The sequence below is a fragment of the Kitasatospora sp. NBC_00039 genome, from assembly GCF_045160625.1.
GTDB lineage: Bacteria > Actinomycetota > Actinomycetes > Streptomycetales > Streptomycetaceae > Kitasatospora.
Window position 1 is genome coordinate 2,478,961 of sequence record NZ_CP108289.1, and the last position, 18,972, is coordinate 2,497,932.

Consider the following 18,972-nt stretch of genomic DNA (forward strand, 5'->3'; position numbering starts at 1 on the left):
GCACCCGTACAGCAGTGGCCGGCCGCGGCACGATCGCGGCCGGCCGCTGCGCTTTTGCGCCGCACGAGTCCCCGCCACTGCCCCGCAGCCATGACCCCAGTCCCGGATCAGCCGGGGTAGCGCGTCACGGATATCCCTCGGAGGCCGAATCACGCGCGTCCGGAGTCCGGAGCCACGTCGCCGCTCTATCAGTGGCACGCGGCGCGAGCACGACGAAGCTCCCCGGTCGGCGGACGAGCCGTGAGGCTCGTCCGCACCGGGGAGCGGGTATGACAGGCGCGGTCAGACGGCGCGCAACCCGTGGGCGGCGAACACCGCGCGAGCAGCGGCCACCTGGTCGCTGGTCGGCGTCGGCGCGTCGGCGAGGGTGAACTCCAGACCCAGCGCACGCCATTTGGCGGTGCCGAGCTTGTGGAAGGGCAGCACGTCGACCCGGGCGACGTTGCCGAGGGAGGCGGCGAAGGAGGCGATGCCCTCGATGTTCTCGGGAAGGTCGGTGAGCCCCGGGACGAGGACGTGGCGGACCCAGACCTCCGTGCCGAGGCCGGCCAGGCGTCGGGCGAAGTCCAGGGTGGGAGCCAGTCTCTGCCCGGTCAGGTGCCGGTAGAGCGCGCGATCCCAGGACTTGACGTCGAGCAGGACGAGGTCGGTGTCGGCGAGCAGCGCGTCGGTGGCGCGGGAGCCGAGGAAGCCGGAGGTGTCCAGGGCGGTGTGCAGGCCGAGTTCGTGCTTGAAGCGGTGCAACAGCTCGCCGGTGAGATTCGGCTGCAGCAGCGGCTCGCCGCCGCTTATCGTCGCTCCGCCACCGGAGGCGCGGATGAACTCGGTGTACTTGGCGGCCTCCTGGACGATCTCGTCGGCGGTGGCGCGCCGGCCGTCGCGCAGGTGCCACGTGTCGGGGTTGTGGCAGTAGAGACAGCGCAGCGGGCAGCCGGCGAGGAAGGCGACGAAGCGCGTCCCTGGGCCGTCGACGCCGGTCGACAGGTCCCAGGAGTGCAGCATGCCGGTCACCGGGCACGAGGCCGTCGTGTCCGCAGGAAGGCGCGGAGGGGGTTTGGCGTCGGTGGCCGCGGCAGCGACGGTGGTTTCGGTCATTGCGGATTCTCCTAGCACAAAGGCGCGGTGCCGACGCCCGTGGTCGGGGAGGGCGTCGGCACCGCGTGCGGGTGGGCGCTGCTACAGCGCGCTGTGGAAGGTGCGGCCGATCACATCGAGTTGCTGCTCGCGTGTGAGGCGGACGAAGTTGACCGCGTAGCCGCTGACCCGGATGGTCAACTGCGGGTACTTCTCGGGGTGTTCCATGGCGTCGAGCAGGGTCTCGCGGCCTAGGACGTTGACGTTCATATGGAAGCCGCGGCAGGTGGTGTAGCCGTCGAGCACGCCGACCAGGTTGGTGATCCGCTCCTCCTCGGTGCGGCCGAGCGCGTCGGGAGTGACGGTGTTGGTGAGGGAGATGCCGTCCTCGGCCTGGTCGTAGGGGAGCTTGGCCACGGACAGGGCGGCGGCGACGTAGCCGTGGCGGTCGCGGCCGTTCATCGGGTTGGCGCCTGGGGAAAACGGTTCTCCGGCTCGCCGGCCGTCGGGGGTGGCGCCGGTCTTCTTGCCGTAGACGACGTTGGAGGTGATGGTCAGGACGGACTGGGTGTGCTCGGCGCCGCGGTAGGCGGGGTGCTTGCGGACCTTGTCCATGAACTCCTCGACCAGCCGTACCGCGATGGCGTCGGCGCGGTCGTCGTTGTTGCCGTAGGCCGGGTACTCGCCCTCGACGAGGTAGTCGACGGCGAGGCCGGTGTCGTCCCGCACCGGGTGGACGGTCGTGTGCTTGATGGCGGAGAGCGAGTCCGCAGCCACCGCGAGGCCGGCGATGCCGCAGGCCAGGGTGCGCCGGACGTCACGGTCGTGGAGGGCCATTTCCAGGCGCTCGTAGGCGTACTTGTCGTGCATGTAGTGGATGACGTCCAGCGCGTGGACGTAGGTGGCGGCCAGCCAGTCGAGCTGCTGGTCGAGTTTGGCGAGCACCTCCTCGTAGTCGAGGACGTTGCCGGAGAGCGCACCGGTGGCGGGGCCGACCTGGGTGCCGGAGATCTCGTCGCGGCCGCCGTTGATCGCGTAGAGGAGTGTCTTGGCGAGGTTGACCCGGGCGCCGAAGAACTGCATCTGCTGGCCGACCGGCATCGCGGAGACGCAGCAGGCGATGGCGGTGTCGTCGCCGAAGCGCGGGCGCATCAGCTCGTCCGACTCGTACTGGATGCTGGAGGTGTCGATCGACACCTTGGCGCAGAACTCCTTGAATCCAGCCGGGAGCTGCGGTGCCCAGAACACGGTCAGGTTCGGCTCGGGAGCGGGGCCGAGGTTGTAGAGGGTCTGGAGGTAGCGGAAGGAGGTGCACGTCACCAGCGGGCGGCCGTCCTGGCCGATGCCACCGATGGACTCGGTCACCCAGGTCGGGTCGCCGGAGAACAGCTCGTCGTACTCGGGGGTGCGCAGGAAGCGCACGATCCGCAGCTTGATGACGAAGTCGTCGATCAGCTCCTGCGCCTGCTCCTCGGTCAACCGGCCTGCGTCGAGGTCCCGTTGCAGGTAGATGTCGAGGAAGGTGGAGGTGCGGCCGAGCGACATCGCCGCGCCGTTCTGCTCCTTCACGGCGGCCAGGTAGGCGAAGTAGAGCCACTGGACCGCCTCGCGGGCCGTCGTGGCGGGGCCGGAGACATCGTGTCCGTAGCCCGCGGCCATCTGCCTCAGCTCGCCGAGTGCTTTGATCTGCTCGGCGAGTTCCTCACGCTCCCGGATGGTCTCCTCCAGCCGGGACGGATCGTGCGGCAAGTGGTCCAGTTCGGCCTTCTCGGCCCGCTTCACCTCGATCAGCCGGTCCACGCCGTACAGCGGCACCCGGCGGTAGTCGCCGATGATCCGTCCGCGGCCGTAGGCGTCGGGCAGGCCGGTGATGACGCCGGCCTTGCGGGCGGCGAGGATCTCGGGCGTGTAGGCGTCGAAGACGCCGTCGTTGTGGGTCTTGCGGTACTCGGTGAACACCTTCTCCAGCCCCGGGTCGACCGGGTAGCCGTAGGTCCTCAGCGCGCCGGCGACCATCCGCCAGCCGCCGTAGGGCATGATCGCGCGCTTGAGCGGGGCGTCGGTCTGCAGGCCGACGATCAGCTCCCGCTCCCGGTCGATGTATCCGGGAGCGTGCGCGGTGATGCCGGCGGGGATGTCGTGGGCGATGTCGTACACCCCCTTCGCCCGTTCCTCGGGGAAGCGGTCGGTGATCTGCTTCCATACGGCGAGGGTTCGCTCGGTGGGTCCGGCCAGGAAGGAGGCGTCTCCCTGGTAGGGGGTGTAGTTGTGCTGGATGAAGTCGCGCACGTCGACGGTTCCGCGCCACCGGTCGCCCTGGAATCCGTGCCAGGCGGTCGCAGTCCCGTGCTGCTGTGTGGTCATGGTCGGGGTGCCCTTCTCGCTCGGGTGGTGGTCAGGACCGGTCGCCGTAGTAGGCCTGGCGCATCAGCTGTTGCATGTCGGCGAGCAGCGGCATCCGGGGGTTGGCCGGGGCGCACTGGTCCTCGTAGGCGTTCATCGCCTGCTGCGGCAGGGCTGCCAGGAAGGCCGTCTCGTCGACGCCGACCTCCTTGAAGGAGCGCGGGATGCCCACCCGGTCGCGCAGTTCCTCGATGGCGGCGGCCAGGGACTCGACGCCCTGCTCGGGGGTGTCGGCGGGCAGGCCGAGCGTGCGGGCGACGGCCTGGTAGCGCTCGGGGGCCACGTAGCTGCGGTACTTGGGCCAGCTGGTGACCTTGGCGGGGGCGGTGCCGTTGTAGCGGATGACGTGGGGCAGCAGCAGCGCGTTGGTGCGGCCGTGGGCGACGTGGAAGGTGGCGCCGAGGGTGTGGGCCATGGCGTGCACGACGCCGAGGAAGGCGGAGCCGAAGGCCATGCCGGCGATGGTGCCGGCGTTGTGCATCTTCTCCCGCGCGACGGGGTTGGTCGGGCCGTCGGTGACGGCCTGCTCCAGGTTGTCGAAGATCAGCCGGATGCCGTGCAGGGCCAGGCCGTCGGTGAAGTCGTTGGCGTAGACGGAGACGTAGGTCTCGATGCAGTGGGTGAGGGCGTCGAAGCCGGTGTCGGCGGTGACGTCCCTGGGCAGGTGGGTGGTCAGCGCCGGGTCGACGATGGCCACGCTCGGGGTGAGCGCGTAGTCGGCGAGCGGGTACTTCTGGCCGGTGGCGGTGTCGGTGATCACCGCGAACGGGGTGACCTCGGCTCCGGTGCCGGAGGTGGTCGGGATGCACACCAGTTTCGCCTTCTCGCCCAGGTCGGGGAAGGTGAAGGCGCGCTTGCGGATGTCGAAGAACTTCTCCTTCAGGTCGGCGAAGTCGACCTCGGGGTGCTCGTACATCAGCCACATCACCTTGGCCGCGTCCATCGGCGAGCCGCCGCCGAGCGCAACGATGGTGTCGGGCCGGAAGTCGCGCATCAGCTCGGCGCCCCGCCGGACGGTGTCGATGCTCGGGTTGGGCTCGACGAAGTCGACGACCCGGACCTCGACCGGCTCTCGGCGGCGGTCGAGGATGCCCCGGATCCGTTCCAGGTGGCCGATCTCCACCATGGTCCGGTCGGTCACGATGACGATCCGGTGGGCGTTCGGCACGCTCGCCAGGTACTTGATGCTGTTGCGCTCGAAGTAGATCTTCGGCGGGACCTTGAACCACTGCATGTTGGTGTTGCGCCGCCCGATCCGCTTGATGTTCAGCAGGTTCGGCGCCGAGACGTTCCCGGCCACGGAGTTGTGCCCGTAGGAGCCGCAGCCCAGCGTCAGTGAGGGGGTGAAGGCGTTGTAGACGTCGCCGATGCCGCCCTGCGAACTGGGCGCGTTCCAGATGATCCGGCACGCCTTGACGGCGTGACCGAACTCCTCGACGAACGCCGCGTCCTCGGTGTGCACCGACGCCGAGTGCCCCAGCCCGTTGAACTCCACCATCGCCGCGGCCAGTTCGACGCCCTCGCGGCGCGAGGATGCGGTCAGCACGGCCAGCACCGGGCACAGCTTCTCCCGGGTCAGCGGCTCCGACGGCCCGACCCGCTCCGCGTCCGCCAGGATCACCGAGGTGTCGGCCGGCACCTCGAAACCGGCCGCCGTGGCGATCTCCGCCGCACTGCGGCCCACCGCCTCCGCGTTCAGCCGCTCCCCCGCGCAGGAACTTCCCTCCCCGGCGCCGAACAGGTACCGCTCCAGCAGCGCCTTCTCCTCGGCGCTCGCGTGGTGCGCCTTCAGCACGCGGAACTCGGCGAGCGCTTCGTCGCGGATCTCCGTATCCAGGATGACGGCCTGCTCGGAGGCGCAGATCATGCCGTTGTCGAAGGTCTTCGACAGCACGATGTCGTTGACGGCCCGCTTCAGATCGGCGCTCCTCTCGACGTAGGCGGGGACGTTGCCGGCGCCGACACCGAGGGCCGGTTTGCCGCAGGAGTACGCGGCCCGGACCATGGCGTTGCCGCCCGTCGCCAGGATGGTGGCCACATCCGGGTGGTTCATCAGGGCGTGGGTGGCCGCCATCGACGGCTGCTCGATCCACTGGATGCAGAACTGCGGCGCTCCGGCCGCCACCGCCGCGTCCCGCACGATCCGGGCCGCCTCCGCCGAGCAGCGCTGCGCCGCGGGGTGGAAGGCGAACACGATCGGGTTGCGGGTCTTCAGCGCCAGCAGGCACTTGAAGATCGTGGTGGAGGTGGGGTTGGTGACCGGGGTGATGCCGGCGACCACACCGACCGGCTCGGCGATCTCGACGATCCCATCGATCTCGTCCCGGCGCACCACACCGACGGTCTTCGCCCGGGCCATCACGTGGGTGACGTTCTCGCAGGCGAAGACGTTCTTGACTGCCTTGTCCTCGAACAGGCCGCGCCCGGTCTCCTCCACTGCCAGCGCCGCCAGGCCGGTGTGCCGGGCCAGCGCCGCCAGGGACGCCTTCTTGACGATGCGGTCGACCTGCTCCTGGGTGAAGTCGGCGTAGTCCCGAAGAGCCGTCAGCGCGTCGGCGACCAGGGCGTCGACAGCGGTGGTGCCGGCCGGGGCGGGGGCGGGCGGGATCGGTTCCTCGGCCTGCGGGCTGCGGGGCATGGCGGGACCACCTTTCGGTTCTTCATCCAGGGATCGTTCACTGGCGGGCGTAGCTCGCGCTTCCACCCACAGCCTTCCCGAGCGGCACCACACAGGGAGGCGGCCGTTGGGGTACGCCTGCGGGCCGAAGGTCCCTCGTCCACAGGCTGCCGGGGTCACCATGCCCCGGCCGGACGCGCCGGTGGCCGTGGCAGGACCTGGTGTCGGTCCTGCCACGGCCACCACGGCGTTGCCGGTCAGTCGTGCGGCACCACCGCGACCGGGCTGTGCGTGTGGTGCAGCACCGCGTGGGCCACGGCGCCCAGCCCGGGCACGGCCCGCCGGATCCTCGGGGTCCGCCGGCCCACCACCACCAACGAAGCGCTGCGGGAGGCCTCCACCAGTGCCCGCCCGGCCGGCCAGCCGGTCACCTCGGCCTCGACGCGCACCTCGGGGAATTTCTTCCGCCAGGGCGCCAGCGCATCCTGGAGCCGGACCAGCGCAGCAGCCGACAGAGCGCTCGTGATCTCCGACGGGTCTATCGGAGCCGCCGTCACGTACCCTCCGGTGGGCAGGTTTCGGCTCTCCAGCGCCCGCAGCTTTCCTCCCCTTTCGGTGGCCTGCTCGAAGGCGAAGGCGAGCACCTCGGCACTGGGCCGGGCGCTGTCCACCCCCACCACCACGTCGGACGTCACGCCGCCGCCGTCCGTGCCCGCCCGGACCAGAACCACCGGGCGGGCAGCGTGCGCCGCCGCGCGCAGGGCCACCGACCCGACCAGCAATCCGGTGAGCCCGCCGAGCCCGCGTGAGCCGAGCACCAGCAGACCCTCCCGGTCCCCGGCGGCAACCAACGCATAGGCCGGGTGGCCGGGCACGTGCTCGCAGGAGATCTCCAGGCCCGGCAGCACGTCCGAGAGGTGGTCCCGCAGTTCGAGCACCGGCCGGGGCAGCGGCTGAGCCGGGTTCACGGGCTCCGTCTCCAGTGCCGGCTCCGCTCCACCGGCGTGGATCATCCGCAGCGCCCGGCCGCTCCGGTGGGCCTGGTAGGCCGCCCACTCGGCGGCGGCCGCGCTCTGCGTCGATCCGTCGACTCCCACCACCACGGCGTGAGACATGATCACGACCTCCTTCGTTCTGCGGTCGCGGACCAATCTGCGCGACCTCGTGTCTGACGGACAGCCTCACGGCCGGCGAAGGCCGGCCACAGAGGCCGAGCAGCCCCTGGCCGGCCTCCGAAGGTCCCGGCCAGGGGCTGCTCTCACGCCTCGGGTACGACCGCCACCGGGCAGTCGGCGTGGTGCAGGACGGCGTGGGCCACCGGGCCGAGCAGGCCGACCCCATCCACCGGGTGGCGGCCGAGCACCAGCAGCCGAGCCTTGGCGGACGCCTCCACCAGCACCGGGCCCGGTGCGGCACCCTCGGTGTCCGCAACCACCTCGACCTCGGGACGGGCCGCCTTCCAGGGCTCCAGGACCCGGGCGAGCAGCGCGCTCTCACCGTTGTGGCCCTCGCCCGCCCCCGCCGGACCTGCCCCGGCGTGCACGACCCGCAGCGGCAGGCCGTAGCTCTGCGCGGCCAGGAAGGCGAAGAGCAGCGCCGCCTCGGCGGGGCGGCGGGCGTCCAGCCCCAGCACCACCTGCTCGCGCGGATGCGCGCCCGGGCCGTTGGCTGGGAGCAGCACCGTGGGACTGCCCGCCCAGGCGGCGATGTGCAGGGCGGTGGAGCCGACGCGAAGCTCCGGGAAGCCGCCGATGCCGCGTGCCCCGAGGACCAGCAGCTCGGCGTCCTCGCCTGCGGCGACCAGCGCGGAGGTGACGGCATCGTGGACTTCGTCGGTGCGGACCAGCAGCTGCGGGTGGCGTACCGCGAGGACGTGCCGGACCTCGTGGAGCAGGTCACCGGCGGGCCGGGTCTGCCGGCTCCAGCTGGGGAGCAGGTGCGGCATCAGGGGCAGGGCGTGCACCACGCGCAGCGGGCGGCCGCGCAGCAGTGCCTCGCGTGCGGCCCAGTCGGCGGCCGCCAGGCTGGCTTCGGAGCCGTCGACGCCGACAGTGACGGGCAGGTCCATGGTGATCGTCTCCTTCCGCCTTTCGGTCCGGGTCAGCTGCCCGGCTGCCAGTCGGCGATCTCGGGCAGGTCGGTGCCGTGTTCGCGGATCCAGTCGTGGTGCCGGCTGCGCTGGTCGGCCATCTGCTGGCGGACGACGGCGGCTCGGACCGCCAGACCAGGGACGCGGTCGATGACGTCCATGACCAGGCGGTAGCGGTCGAGGTCGTTGCGGACCACCATGTCGAAGGGCGTGGTGGTGGTGCCGGACTCCTTGTATCCGCGCACGTGCAGATGCGGGTGGACGGTGCGGCGGTAGGCGAGGCGGTGGATCAGCCAGGGATAGCCGTGGTAGGCGAAGATCACCGGCTTGTCGCGGGTGAACAGGGCGTCGAACTCGGCGTCGGGCATGCCGTGCGGGTGCTCCTCGGCGGGCATCAGCCGGGCCAGGTCGACCACGTTCACCACGCGCACCCGCAGGTCCGGCAGGTGACGGCGCAGCAGCAGCGCGGCGGCGATCACCTCCTGGGTCGGCACGTCACCGGCGCAGGCGAGCACCACGTCCGGCTCGCCGTTGCCGTCGTCGCTGCCGGCCCACTCCCAGATCCCGGCGCCGCGCGCGCAGTGGGCACGGGCCTCCTCCAGGGTGAGCCAGTCGAAGCAGGGCTGCTTCCCGGCGACGACGACGTTGACGTAGTCGCGGCTGCGCAGGACGTGGTCGGCGGTGGCGAGCAGGGTGTTGGCGTCCGGCGGGAAGTAGACCCGCACCGCTTCGGGGCTCTTGCTGAGGACGTGGTCGACGAAGCCGGGGTCCTGGTGGGAGAACCCGTTGTGGTCCTGGCGCCAGACGTGGGAGGTGAGCAGGTAGTTGAGGGAGGCGATCGGGGCGCGCCAGGGGATCCGCCGGGTGGTGCGCAGCCATTTGATGTGCTGGTTGACCATCGAGTCGACGATGTGGACGAACGCCTCGTAGCAGGAGAAGAGTCCGTGGCGGCCGGTGAGCAGGTAGCCCTCCAGCCAGCCCTGGCAGGTGTGTTCGGAGAGGACCTCCATCACCCGGCCGTCGTGTGCGAGGTGCTCGTCGGTGGGCAGGGTGGCCGCCTGCCAGGCCTTGCCGGTCGCGGAGTAGACCGCTTGCAGCCGGTTGGACGCGGTCTCGTCCGGCCCGACGATCCGGAAGTCGCGGCGCTCGCCGGTGTCCGCCATCACCTGTGCGAGCAGGTCGCCGAGCACTCGGGTGGGCTCGTGGAGACTCGAACCGGGTTTGTCGACCGGGACGGCGTAGCGCTCCAGCGCGGGCACCGGCAGGTCGCGCAGCAGCAGGCCGCCGTTGGCGTGCGGGTTCGCCCCCATCCGTCGGCTGCCCTGCGGGATGCAGGCGAGTACCTGCTCGGTGGGCCGGCCGTGCTCGTCGAAGAGCTCCTCGGGCCGGTACGAGCGCAGCCATGCCTCCAGCTGGGCGAGGTGGGCGGGGTTGGTGCGGACCTGGTCCAAGGGCACCTGGTGGGCCCGCCAGGTGCCTTCCACCGGCAGGCCGTCCACCTCGTGCGGGCCGGTCCAGCCTTTGGGAGTGCGCAGGACGATCACCGGCCAGGCCGGACGCTCGGTGACCCCGTCCTCGCGGGCGGCGCGCTGGATGGTGGCGATCCGGTCGAGGGCGGTGTCCATGGCGTTGGCCATCGCGTGGTGCACGGCCATCGGGTCCGCGCCGGTGACGTACAGCGGGTCGTGGCCGTAGCCGCGCAGCAGGGCGTCCAGCTCCGCCTCGGGCAGGCGGGAGAGCACCGTCGGGTTGGCGATCTTGTAGCCGTTCAGGTGCAGGATCGGCAGCACCGCGCCGTCGTGCACCGGGTCGAGGAACTTGTCGCTGTGCCAGGAGGCGGCGAGCGGGCCGGTCTCCGCCTCGCCGTCGCCGATCACGCAGGCGACCAGCAGGGCGGGGTTGTCGAAGGCGGCGCCGTAGGCGTGCGAGAGGGCGTAGCCGAGTTCGCCGCCCTCGTGGATGGACCCGGGGGTCTCGGGGGCGACGTGGCTGGGCACGCCGCCGGGGAATGAGAACTGCCGGAACAGCCTCGCCATGCCGTCGGCGTCCCGGGTGACGGACGGGTAGGTGTCGGTGTAGCTGCCGTCCAGCCAGGAGCCGGCCAGCACCGCCGGGCCGCCGTGGCCGGGGCCCCAGACGCAGATGGCGTCCAGGTCACGCCCGGAGATCACCCGGTTGAGGTGGGTGTACACCAGGTTCAGGCCCGGCGAGGTCCCCCAGTGGCCCAGCAGCCGGGGCTTGATGTGCTCCGGGCGCAGCGGCTCGCGAAGCAGCGGGTTGGCCATCAGGTAGATCTGACCGGCCGCGAGGTAGTTGGCGGCCCGCCAGTGGGCATCGAGCGCCCGCAGTTCGGCCTCGGTCGGATCTCCGGGCGTTGAGGCGGTCACGGTCATGGCGGCGGTCTCCTCGGGAATCGGTCGACTTCGCTGGCCGCCGACGGCGGGCCGTACCCATCGTCACGCCGCGCACCCGGCCGGACACAGGGCCGACCGGGTCATGGCCCAGCGGCTGGGAGAGGGACTTGCGGCCCAGCCGAACCTCCCGCGCACCGCGGGCGGGGCGTGATGGGCCGCGATGCCGAGGACGAATGGCCCTGGAGCGGGGCCTGTCGGCCCGCGGCGGGCGGATGCTGGAGGACGAGGCGTACACCTGCCTGTGGAACCTGCTGGAGACGATCCCCACACTGGACGACCCGAAGGTCACCGAACTCCTGGGCCAGCTCGGCTTCGAGGACATCGCCGACGAGGCCCGCGCCACCACGACCGTCACCACCGTGATGATGCCCTACATGACCAGCCAGTTCGCCCGCCGCGCCGTTCACGACCGCCCGCGCGTGATCCCGCACGGCGCCCGCAACTTCGCCTTCCTCGGCCAGTACGTCGAGATCCCCGAGGACGTCGTCTTTCACCGTCGAGTACTCCGTGCGCGGCGCCATGCACGCCGTCTACCAGCTGCTCGGCCTCAAGCTGCCCATCCCGCCGGTCCACCACGCCCTGGCCGAACCCGCCACGGCCCTGCGGGCCCTGCGGACCGCCTTCGCGTGAACACCGCAGCCGAGCCGGCGCCCGGTACAGGACCTTCGGGCCGTGCGCCGGGCACCGGCCGGCCCTGGTCCGACAACCCGCGTCCACGAAGACTGACCCGACACGACCACGCATCCCGCGTACCCCGCTCCGGAGAGGATTCACCCATGGCCGACTACCTGCTCGCCGCGATCGACGGCTCGGCGCAGAGCACCGCCGCCGCCCGCTGGGCGGCCGACGAGGCCGACCGCCACGACCTGCCGCTGCGCCTGGTCCACGCCCAGACCTGGCTCGACGACATCCACACCGACCCCGGCCTACCGGCCGATGTCCGCGCCCTGACCACGCGCATGCTCTCCGACGCCAAGCAGGCGATCCGGACCACCCATCCGAGCCTGGAGATCCGCGCCGAGCTGATCGGGGGCGGCGAGCCGGTCGACGTGCTGGTCGACGCGGCCGCCGACGCTCGCATGCTGGTCCTCGGCTCCCGCGGGCTCGGCGGCTTCGGCGGACTCATGGTCGGCTCCGTCGGTCTGGCCGTCGCCGCCCGCAGCGAGGTCCCCACCGTGCTGGTCCGCTCCGGCGAGACCGAGCGCCCCACCGGGCCCGACGGACCCGAGGTGGTCGTCGGTGTCGACACCCGCGAGCCCGCCACGGACGTCCTCGACTTCGCCTTCCGCGAGGCCGCCCGGCGTGGCGCGGTGCTGCGCGCCGTGCACGGCTGGACGCCGCCGCCGGTGTGGGGCTACGCCGGCTGGGTGCCCCCGCAGCCCGAGGCCGAGCAGTTCCAGGCGATCGAGGACGAACTCCTCACGCTGGCGATGACCGGCTGGCAGGAGAAGTACCCCGAGGTCGCGGTGGTCCGGGACAGCCGGATCGGCAGCGGGGCCGCAGCCCTGGTCGACGCCTGCGCCGCCGCCGACCTCCTCGTGGTGGGCCGCCGGCGCCGCCCGCACCACCACGCCGGCATGCGGCTCGGACCGGTCGCCCACGCCGTACTCCACCACGCGCAGTCACCGGTCGCCGTCGTCCCGCACGACTGACCCGCCCTGTACATCGAGGGTGGTGGACTCCGGCAAGCCCGGGCGTCCACCACCCTCTTCGCATGTCCCGGCCTACACCGGTCTTCTGACGGCGTTCGCCGGACGGGGCCCGGCACCCGACGGTGATCCACTCGGATCGGCCGGGAACGTGACCTGCCACCCGGCATCGCCGCCCAGTGCCGTGGAGCCCTGGACGAGTGGACCGCTGCCACGCCCCCCGGTCGCCCCCTTGCGATCCGCACCAGCACCCGACGGGCACGGGCCTGGCCGGCCAAGGCACAGCGGCGCTGCTCCTCGGGGAGACCGGAGCGCGCCGCCGGCACACAGCGCAAGCAGCGCGCCGGACCGACGAGGCCGGACCCACCGGGCAACTGCGCCGACCGGGCCGTGCAGCGGGTACGCGAAAGCCGGGGACGGCTCCACACCGTCCCCGGCCCCGCATTTCGTACCCGGCCAGCCCCCACGGCCGCCGGGCCTGACCCGCGCCCCCTACGGCACGGGAGTGATGAGGCCGTAGTGGCCGTCGTAGCGGTGGTACAGCACGTAGCCGCGGCCGGTGGCGGCGTCGGTGAAGAACACGAACGGCAGGCCGCTCAGGTCCAGGCGCGCGACCGCATCTGCCACGGCGAGCCGCGGCACGCCGAGCGTGCTCACCGGCAGCACCCGTTCGGCCTGCGGGTTGCCGGTGGTCAGCCGGTACCCCTCAGCGGCTGGGCCGCGGCGGACCACGCTGTCGAAGCCGCTCGTCGCGTCGGTGAACAGGTGGAAGTCGTAGTCCATGGCTTCCAGTTCGAACACCGCCTCCCAGGGGCGTCTGCCGCGCCAGGCTGTCGGATTTGTGCCGTACGATCCGCCGCTCCGACCCAGTGCGTGCGTGGGTTCAGACTGCCGCGTGCGGTGCGGCCGGGCCGTGGGCCGAAGGTCCCGTCGGCAGGGCCGCAGGTCCCCGGTCACCCGGTGCGGGCAGTGCGCGGACGGTGGTGCCGGTGGTGCCGAGGAGCACGCCGAGGGCGTCGTCCAGCGGGCCGATGGCGGCGAGGTTACCGGTCCGTTCGGCGAACGCTGCGGCGGCCTCGGCCTTGGGGCGCATCGAGCCCGCGGGCAGGTCGAGCTCGTGCAGCCGGCTGGGGGTGACGGTGATGAGCGGGCCGGGGTGGGCGGCGCCGAACCGGGTGAACACGTGGGTGACGTCGGTGAGGATCAGCAGGGCGTCGGCGTCGAGCTGTTCGGCGAGCAGGGCGGCGGTGCGGTCCTTGTCGACCACGGCTTCCACGCCCCGCACCTGGCCGGTGTCCGGGTTGTGGACGACCGGGATTCCGCCGCCGCCGGCGGCGATCACGACGGCTCCGGTCGCCAGCAGGGCGCGGATGGCGGGGACCTCGGTGATCGCCTTCGGCAGGGGCGAGGGGACCGTGCGGCGCAGGTGGTCGCCGTCGCGGGCACAGGTCCAGCCGCGTTCGAGCTCCATCATCCTGGCCCGGTGGTCGGTGAGTCGGCCGCCGATGAACTTGTCGGGGTGGTGGAAGGCCGGGTCGTGGGGGTCGACCTCGGTGTGGGTGACCAGGGCGGTGACGGCGCGGCCGGGCAGGCGGCCGGCGAGTTCGCGGGCGAGCAGGGTGCCGATCATGCCCTGGGTCTGCGCGCCGAGGACGTCCAGCGGGTAGGGGGCGGTCAGGGCCGGGTCGCTCTCGCTCTCGACGGCGAGCAGGCCGATCTGGGGCCCGTTGCCGTGGGTGATCACGAGTTGGTGTCCGGCGAGGACGAGTTCGGCGAGCGAGCGGGCGGCGTCGTGGACGTGGTGCTGCTGGACGGCGGCGTCGGGGTGTTCGCCCCGTTGGAGCAGGGCGTTTCCGCCGAGGGCGGCGACGATGCGCATGGTCAGTCCCTCCCGAGGGTGGCGACGAGGATCGCCTTGATGGTGTGCAGGCGGTTCTCCGCCTGGGTGAAGACCAGTGAGGCGGGCGACTCGAAGACCTCGTCGGTGACCTCCAGGCCCTCCAGGCCGTGTTCGGCGGCGAGTTCGGCGCCGAGGTCGGTACGTCGGTCGTGCAGGGCCGGCAGGCAGTGCAGGAGGGCGGTGTCGGGGTTGCCGGTGGCGGCCATGGTCTTGGCGTTGATCTGGTACGGGAGCAGCAGGTCGATGCGCTCCTTCCACCGGTCGTGGTCCTCACCCATCGAGACCCAGACGTCGGTGTAGAGGTAGTCCGCGCCGCGCACGGCGTCCTCCACCTGGTCGGTGAGGGTGAACCGGGCGCCGCTCTCCTGCCCGAGCAGCAGGCACTCGGAGACCAGCAGCGGGTCGGGCCACAGCTCGCGCGGGGCGGCGATCCGCACGTCCATGCCGAGCAGACTGCCCATCATCATGAGCGAGTTGGCGGTGTTGTTGCGGGCGTCGCCCAGGTAGCAGAAGGAGATCTGCTCCAGCGGCTTGTGGCTGTGCTCGCGCATGGTGAACACGTCGCACAGGCTCTGTGTGGGGTGGCACTCGTCGGTGAGACCGTTGTAGACCGGCACCCCGGCGTGCGCTGCGAGTTCGGTGACGGTGTCCTGGGCGAAGCCGCGGTACTCGATGCCGTCGTACATCCGCCCGAGCACCCGGGCGGTGTCGGCGACCGACTCCTTGTGGCCGATGTGGGAGCTGTCGGGGCCGAGGTAGGTGGTGGTGGCGCCCTGGTCGGCGGCGGCGACTTCGAAGGCGCAACGGGTGCGGGTGGAGGTCTTCTCGAAGATCAGCGCGAGGCGCCTGCCGGTGAGGTGCCGGCGCTCGGTGCCGGCCGCGCGAGCGGCCTTGAGGCCGGCGGCGAGGTCGAGCAGGTGGTGGATGTCGGCCGTGGTGAAGTCGAGTTCGCGCAGGTAGTGGCGGCCGTGCAGGGTGGCGGTCATGGCAGTGTTCCTCCTGGTGGGGTGGCTAGTTGGCGGGGTCGCGCTGGATGGGGCAGCTCATGCAGCGCGGGCCGCCGCGGCCACGGCCCAGCTCGGAGCCGGCGATGGTGACGATCTCGATGCCCTGCTTGCGCAGGTAGGTGTTGGTGACGGTGTTGCGTTCGTAGCCGACGACCACGCCGGGCTCGATGGCGAGGAAGTTGCTGCCGTCGTCCCACTGCTCGCGCTCGGCGGCCCGGACGTCCTGCTCGGCGGACAGGAGGCGGACCTTGTCCAGGCCGAGCGCCTCGGCGAGGGAGCCGGCGAGGTCGGTGTCGGGGGTGACGTCGAAGCCGGCGGGGCGCTCGGGGGCGGGCGTGAGGGTCCAGGAGCGCAGCCGGTCGGCCAGGCCCGGATAGACGGCGAAGGTGTCGCGGTCGATCATCGTCATGACGGTGTCCAGGTGCATGAACGCGCGGCTTTCCGGAAGCCGCACCGCGATCAGCCGGTGCGCGGTGTCGGTCAGGAACAACTGCTGGGCGAGGGCTTCGACGGCCTGGGCGGTGGTGCGCTCCCCCATCCCGACCATGACCACGCCCGGTGCGAGCACGTGCACGTCGCCGCCCTCCAGGCTCAGTCCGGGAGCCGTAGTGGTGCCGTCGAGCAGCGGGGGCGGGGCCTGCGCGAACAGCGGGTGGAAGCGGTAGATCGCGGCGGTGTGCAGGGTCTCCCGGCGGCGGGCGGGCCTGGCCATCGGGTTGAGGCTGTAACGCCCACCGATCCAGCAGGAGTTGTCGCGTGGGAAGAGGTGGTTGGGCAATGGCGGCAGCGCGAAGTCCTGCTCGCCGAGCGTGTGCCAGGCCAGGCTGTGCGGGTTGCGCAGCGGCAGGTCGTCCTTGAGGACGCCGCCGATCAGGTACGCGGCCAGGGTCTGGCCGTCGAGTTGCAGGCACAGCTCGTGGACCGGCTCCATCAGGGCCGGGCCGACCGTGGCCGGGGTGACGACCTGTCCCAGCAGCCAGGCCCGGGCGGGCGGGAGTTCGAGGGTCTGGGCGAGCAGCTCGGCGTAGTGGTGGACGCGCACGCCGTGGTCGCGCAGGACCTGGGCGAAGGCGTCGTGCTCCTCGCGGGCCCGCTTGGCCCACAGGATGTCGTCGAAGAGTAGTTCGTCGACGTTGCGCGGGGTCAGCCGGGAGAGCTCCAGGCCCGGGCGGTGCAGGATCACCTGGCGCAGGCGCCCGGCCTCGGAATCGACACGCAGGGTGGACATGGGGGTGCTCCTCGGGGGTTCAGTGCTGGTGACGCGTGGTCAGTACGCGGCGCAGGATGGTCGGCAGTCCCACCGGGCGGGCGGTACGGGCCGCCTTCGACAGCGGCGCAGTGGTGGGGACTGCCGGCTCGGTCTCGGTGTCCCCGGTCGAGGCTGTGGTCTGGGCCGCGGTGTTCGGGCGCTTCAACCAGATGTAGACGGGGATGCCGAGCAGGATGGTGAAGAGGCCGTAGTAGACGGTCTGGTAGCCGCTGCCCTGGATCGACCAGTACGAGAAGGCGAGGGCGAGCAGCGCGACGGTGACGTCGCGGGCGAAGCGCCGCCGCTCCAGCTCCTGACGGCCGCGCACCACCAGCCAGTACAGCTGGGCTGCGGCCGAGATCAGGTACGGGATGACGGCGGTGAGCACGCTCAGCAGCACGATCTCGGTGAAGACCTTGGTGAAGCTGGTGTAGCTGACGACGGTGAGTACCGAGGCCAGGAGGGTGGCCGAGATGATGCCGAAGGCGGGTACCTCGCTCCGGCCCCGGGTGCCGGTGAAGGCGGCGGGGAAGAGCCCGTCGCGGGCGGCTGCCATCGGCATTTCGGCGCAGATCAGTGTCCAGCCGTTCAGTGCGCCGAGGCCGGAGATGATCGCCGCGGCGGCGACCAGGTTGCCGGCCCAGTGGCCACCCGCGATGTTGTTCATGGCGTCGGTGAACGGTGCTGCGGAGGAGCCGAGTTGGGCGTGCGGTACGGTGCCGAAGACCGCGAGTGTGCCGAGCAGGTAGATTGCAGCGCAGGCCAGGGTGCCGTAGATGGTGGCTCGCGGCACGTTGCGCTTCGGCTCGCGCACCCGACCGGCGGCCACCGAGGCGGTCTCCAGGCCGATGTAGCTGAACAGGGCGATCGCCCCGGCCGCCGAGACCGCGCCGAGCGCGGAACCCCCGCTCGCGTTGAAGGCGCCGAAGTTCCCTGCCTTGATGAAGAGCAGGCCGGCGGTGGCCATGAACGCCAATGGCAGGAACTTCAGCACCGTGGTGACCACCTGGAAGGCACCGATGTTGCGCACCCCGGTCAGGTTGACCAGCGCCGGCAGCCACAGGCCCGCCAGCGCGATCCCGAGCGAACCCCAGGTGTGGTGCCCCTTGTTGACGAACACCTCGACATAGCCGACCCAGGCCACCGCGATGGCCGCGTTCCCCGCCCAGGCGGTGATCCAGTACGACCAGGCCGTGAGGAACCCGGCGAACTCGCCGAACGCCTCCCGGGCGTAAACGTACGGTCCACCACTGCCCGGCACCCGCTCCGACAGCCGCCCGAAGACCATCGCCAACGCCAGCGCGCCGATCGTCACCAGCACGAACGCCACCAGCGCGATCGGCCCGTACGGTGCCAGCGCGGACGGCAGCGCGAACACCCCTGTACCGATGATGCTGCCGACCACCAGCGCGGTCGCGGCGGGCAGCCCGAAGCCGCTTCCTACTCCTCTGGTTCCGTCAACCGCCTTGCCCTGCTGCGGTCTTCCGCGACCGTGTGCGGACATCTGGTGCTCCTTTGCGATCTGCCCCGGGGAGACGGACACCGGTGCGTCCGTCGCTCACGGTGACGATCCTGGGGTCGCGACCGGCGGTCACCCCAGGGACCATCGGGCCCTGATCACGCGCCACCGGTCCCCTCCCCACGCCCCACTGGTCCCGGGGCTCCCAGCTGCCCGGGATCCGGTGCGGCCAGGGACCACCGGCCCACTCCTCGGCCCCCTCGGTCCCTGGGCCGGCCGGATCGCCGCCGACAGAGTTCTCTCGGCGAAGGACCGAGCAGAGGCCCCGACCGCAGACCAGCCGACGACCCTGGAGGAGAGCACTGATGACCCGCCATGTCCTGACCGGGATCGACGGATCCCCGAGCAGCGAGAGCGCGGCCTCCACATCCGCCTTGACCACCCCGGGCTCGTCATCGAGACCGCCGTGATCGGAGACGATCCGGTCGACGCGCTGGTCAAGGCGGCTGAAGGCCAGGAACTCCTCGTGCTCGGCTCACGCGGCCTCGGCGGCTTCGCCGGCCTGCTGACCGGCTCGGTCGCACTGGCGGTGGCGGCTCGCGTCAACACCCCGACGGTCCTGGTCCGGGCCGACCGGCCCTCCTCGCCCCAGCCCGGCACGGTGTCCCGGGGCGAGGTCGTCGTCGGGGTCGAGACCGGTCAAGCCGACGGCGCGGTCCTCGCCTTCGCGTTCGCCGAGGCCGCCCGGCGTGGCGCGCGCCTGCGGGCCGTCCACGGCTGGGATCCGGTGCCGCTGTGGGCCGCCACCAGCTGGGTGCCGCCACGCTCGGAGATCGCCGCGCGGGAGGCCGCCGTGAAACGCCTGCTCACCGAATCGCCCGCCGCGGGGCGAGCCGCTCACCCGGACGTCCCGCTCGTCGTCGAGGTCCGGCACGGCAGCGCGGCCCGCGCGGTCGTCGCCGCCGGTGAAGGCGCCGACCTGGTCATCGTCGGCCGCCACGACCGCCACCACCCCCTGGGCATGCGGCTCGGTCCCGTCGCCCACGCCGTGCTCCACCACGCCGCCGCCCCGGTCGCGGTGATCCCGCACACCTGAGCTCGCCCCGCCGCT

14 protein-coding genes and 1 pseudogene are annotated in these 18,972 nt (G+C 71.8%); 4 read left to right on the forward strand and 11 right to left on the reverse strand.

Features of this window, described 5'->3' with window-relative positions; all coding sequences use genetic code 11:
• Positions 1-282: 282 nt before the first annotated feature.
• The 6 genes from pflA to OG286_RS11115 all read right to left on the reverse strand — a co-directional run bounded on the left by pflA (position 283) and on the right by OG286_RS11115 (position 10,576).
• Complete coding sequence (pflA, locus tag OG286_RS11090) at positions 283-1,002, reverse strand: pyruvate formate-lyase-activating protein (RefSeq protein ID WP_396323587.1); 720 nt, start codon at positions 1,000-1,002, stop codon at positions 283-285.
• Between the two features lie 174 nt (positions 1,003-1,176).
• Complete coding sequence (gene pflB / locus OG286_RS11095; protein ID WP_396323524.1) at positions 1,177-3,438, reverse strand: formate C-acetyltransferase; 2,262 nt, start codon at positions 3,436-3,438, stop codon at positions 1,177-1,179.
• 31 nt (positions 3,439-3,469) lie between these two features.
• Positions 3,470-6,115, reverse strand: coding sequence for a bifunctional acetaldehyde-CoA/alcohol dehydrogenase (gene adhE, locus OG286_RS11100; RefSeq protein WP_405365152.1), 2,646 nt, complete (start codon positions 6,113-6,115; stop codon positions 3,470-3,472).
• A 236-nt stretch (positions 6,116-6,351) separates the two neighbouring features.
• A complete protein-coding gene (locus OG286_RS11105) occupies positions 6,352-7,209 on the reverse strand; it encodes a universal stress protein (RefSeq protein WP_405365154.1) in 858 nt (285 codons plus the stop codon).
• A 143-nt stretch (positions 7,210-7,352) separates the two neighbouring features.
• Positions 7,353-8,162 carry a universal stress protein gene (locus OG286_RS11110; RefSeq protein WP_396323527.1) on the reverse strand — a complete coding sequence of 270 codons (810 nt, stop codon included), beginning with the start codon at positions 8,160-8,162 and terminating at the stop codon, positions 7,353-7,355.
• 32 nt (positions 8,163-8,194) lie between these two features.
• The gene (locus tag OG286_RS11115) at positions 8,195-10,576 is read right to left on the reverse strand and encodes a phosphoketolase (protein WP_405365156.1); all 2,382 of its coding nucleotides are present in this window, start codon (positions 10,574-10,576) and stop codon (positions 8,195-8,197) included.
• A gap of 233 nt (positions 10,577-10,809) precedes the next feature.
• Between OG286_RS11115 and OG286_RS11120 the strand changes: the two are divergent.
• The 3 genes and pseudogenes from OG286_RS11120 to OG286_RS11130 form a co-directional block, all read left to right on the forward strand.
• Positions 10,810-11,031, forward strand: a pseudogene (locus OG286_RS11120) (oleate hydratase); the annotation flags it as partial.
• A 73-nt stretch (positions 11,032-11,104) separates the two neighbouring features.
• Positions 11,105-11,227, forward strand: a complete 123-nt coding sequence (locus OG286_RS11125) for a hypothetical protein (protein WP_405363935.1) — start codon at positions 11,105-11,107, stop codon at positions 11,225-11,227.
• A 146-nt stretch (positions 11,228-11,373) separates the two neighbouring features.
• Positions 11,374-12,249 (forward strand): universal stress protein, encoded by an 876-nt coding sequence (locus OG286_RS11130; RefSeq protein WP_405363836.1) that lies wholly within the window; start codon positions 11,374-11,376, stop codon positions 12,247-12,249.
• 489 nt (positions 12,250-12,738) lie between these two features.
• Here the strand turns inward: OG286_RS11130 and OG286_RS11135 are convergent, their stop codons facing one another.
• The 5 genes from OG286_RS11135 to OG286_RS11155 all read right to left on the reverse strand — a co-directional run bounded on the left by OG286_RS11135 (position 12,739) and on the right by OG286_RS11155 (position 17,906).
• Positions 12,739-13,047: a sigma 54 modulation/S30EA ribosomal C-terminal domain-containing protein gene (locus OG286_RS11135; RefSeq protein WP_396323530.1), complete on the reverse strand. Its 309-nt coding sequence runs from the start codon at positions 13,045-13,047 to the stop codon at positions 12,739-12,741.
• An 82-nt stretch (positions 13,048-13,129) separates the two neighbouring features.
• Entirely contained in the window at positions 13,130-14,125 is a 996-nt protein-coding gene (locus tag OG286_RS11140; protein ID WP_396323531.1) for a carbamate kinase, read from the reverse strand.
• A 2-nt stretch (positions 14,126-14,127) separates the two neighbouring features.
• Complete coding sequence (gene argF, locus OG286_RS11145) at positions 14,128-15,132, reverse strand: ornithine carbamoyltransferase (protein WP_396323532.1); 1,005 nt, start codon at positions 15,130-15,132, stop codon at positions 14,128-14,130.
• A 25-nt stretch (positions 15,133-15,157) separates the two neighbouring features.
• Positions 15,158-16,381: an arginine deiminase gene (locus OG286_RS11150; protein WP_396323533.1), complete on the reverse strand. Its 1,224-nt coding sequence runs from the start codon at positions 16,379-16,381 to the stop codon at positions 15,158-15,160.
• Positions 16,382-16,400: 19 nt separating this feature from the next.
• Positions 16,401-17,906 (reverse strand): amino acid permease, encoded by a 1,506-nt coding sequence (locus OG286_RS11155; protein WP_405362009.1) that lies wholly within the window; start codon positions 17,904-17,906, stop codon positions 16,401-16,403.
• Between OG286_RS11155 and OG286_RS11160 the strand changes: the two genes are divergently transcribed.
• The gene (locus OG286_RS11160; protein ID WP_405366048.1) at positions 17,794-18,957 is read left to right on the forward strand and encodes a universal stress protein; all 1,164 of its coding nucleotides are present in this window, start codon (positions 17,794-17,796) and stop codon (positions 18,955-18,957) included. The two genes, OG286_RS11155 and OG286_RS11160, sit on opposite strands and share 113 nt — an antisense overlap.
• The last annotated feature ends 15 nt before the right edge of the window (positions 18,958-18,972 follow it).

Coding starts and splice junctions, on each gene's coding strand:
- OG286_RS11150 (WP_396323533.1), bottom strand. CDS start 16,381: ATGTCCACCCTGCGTGTCGATTCCGAGGCCGGGCGCCTGCGCCAGGTG.
- pflB (WP_396323524.1), bottom strand. CDS start 3,438: ATGACCACACAGCAGCACGGGACTGCGACCGCCTGGCACGGATTCCAG.
- adhE (WP_405365152.1), bottom strand. CDS start 6,115: ATGCCCCGCAGCCCGCAGGCCGAGGAACCGATCCCGCCCGCCCCCGCC.
- argF (WP_396323532.1), bottom strand. CDS start 15,132: ATGACCGCCACCCTGCACGGCCGCCACTACCTGCGCGAACTCGACTTC.
- pflA (WP_396323587.1), bottom strand. CDS start 1,002: ATGCTGCACTCCTGGGACCTGTCGACCGGCGTCGACGGCCCAGGGACG.
- OG286_RS11110 (WP_396323527.1), bottom strand. CDS start 8,162: ATGGACCTGCCCGTCACTGTCGGCGTCGACGGCTCCGAAGCCAGCCTG.
- OG286_RS11130 (WP_405363836.1), top strand. CDS start 11,374: ATGGCCGACTACCTGCTCGCCGCGATCGACGGCTCGGCGCAGAGCACC.
- OG286_RS11105 (WP_405365154.1), bottom strand. CDS start 7,209: ATGTCTCACGCCGTGGTGGTGGGAGTCGACGGATCGACGCAGAGCGCG.
- OG286_RS11115 (WP_405365156.1), bottom strand. CDS start 10,576: ATGACCGTGACCGCCTCAACGCCCGGAGATCCGACCGAGGCCGAACTG.
- OG286_RS11160 (WP_405366048.1), top strand. CDS start 17,794: ATGCTGCCGACCACCAGCGCGGTCGCGGCGGGCAGCCCGAAGCCGCTT.
- OG286_RS11140 (WP_396323531.1), bottom strand. CDS start 14,125: ATGCGCATCGTCGCCGCCCTCGGCGGAAACGCCCTGCTCCAACGGGGC.
- OG286_RS11155 (WP_405362009.1), bottom strand. CDS start 17,906: ATGTCCGCACACGGTCGCGGAAGACCGCAGCAGGGCAAGGCGGTTGAC.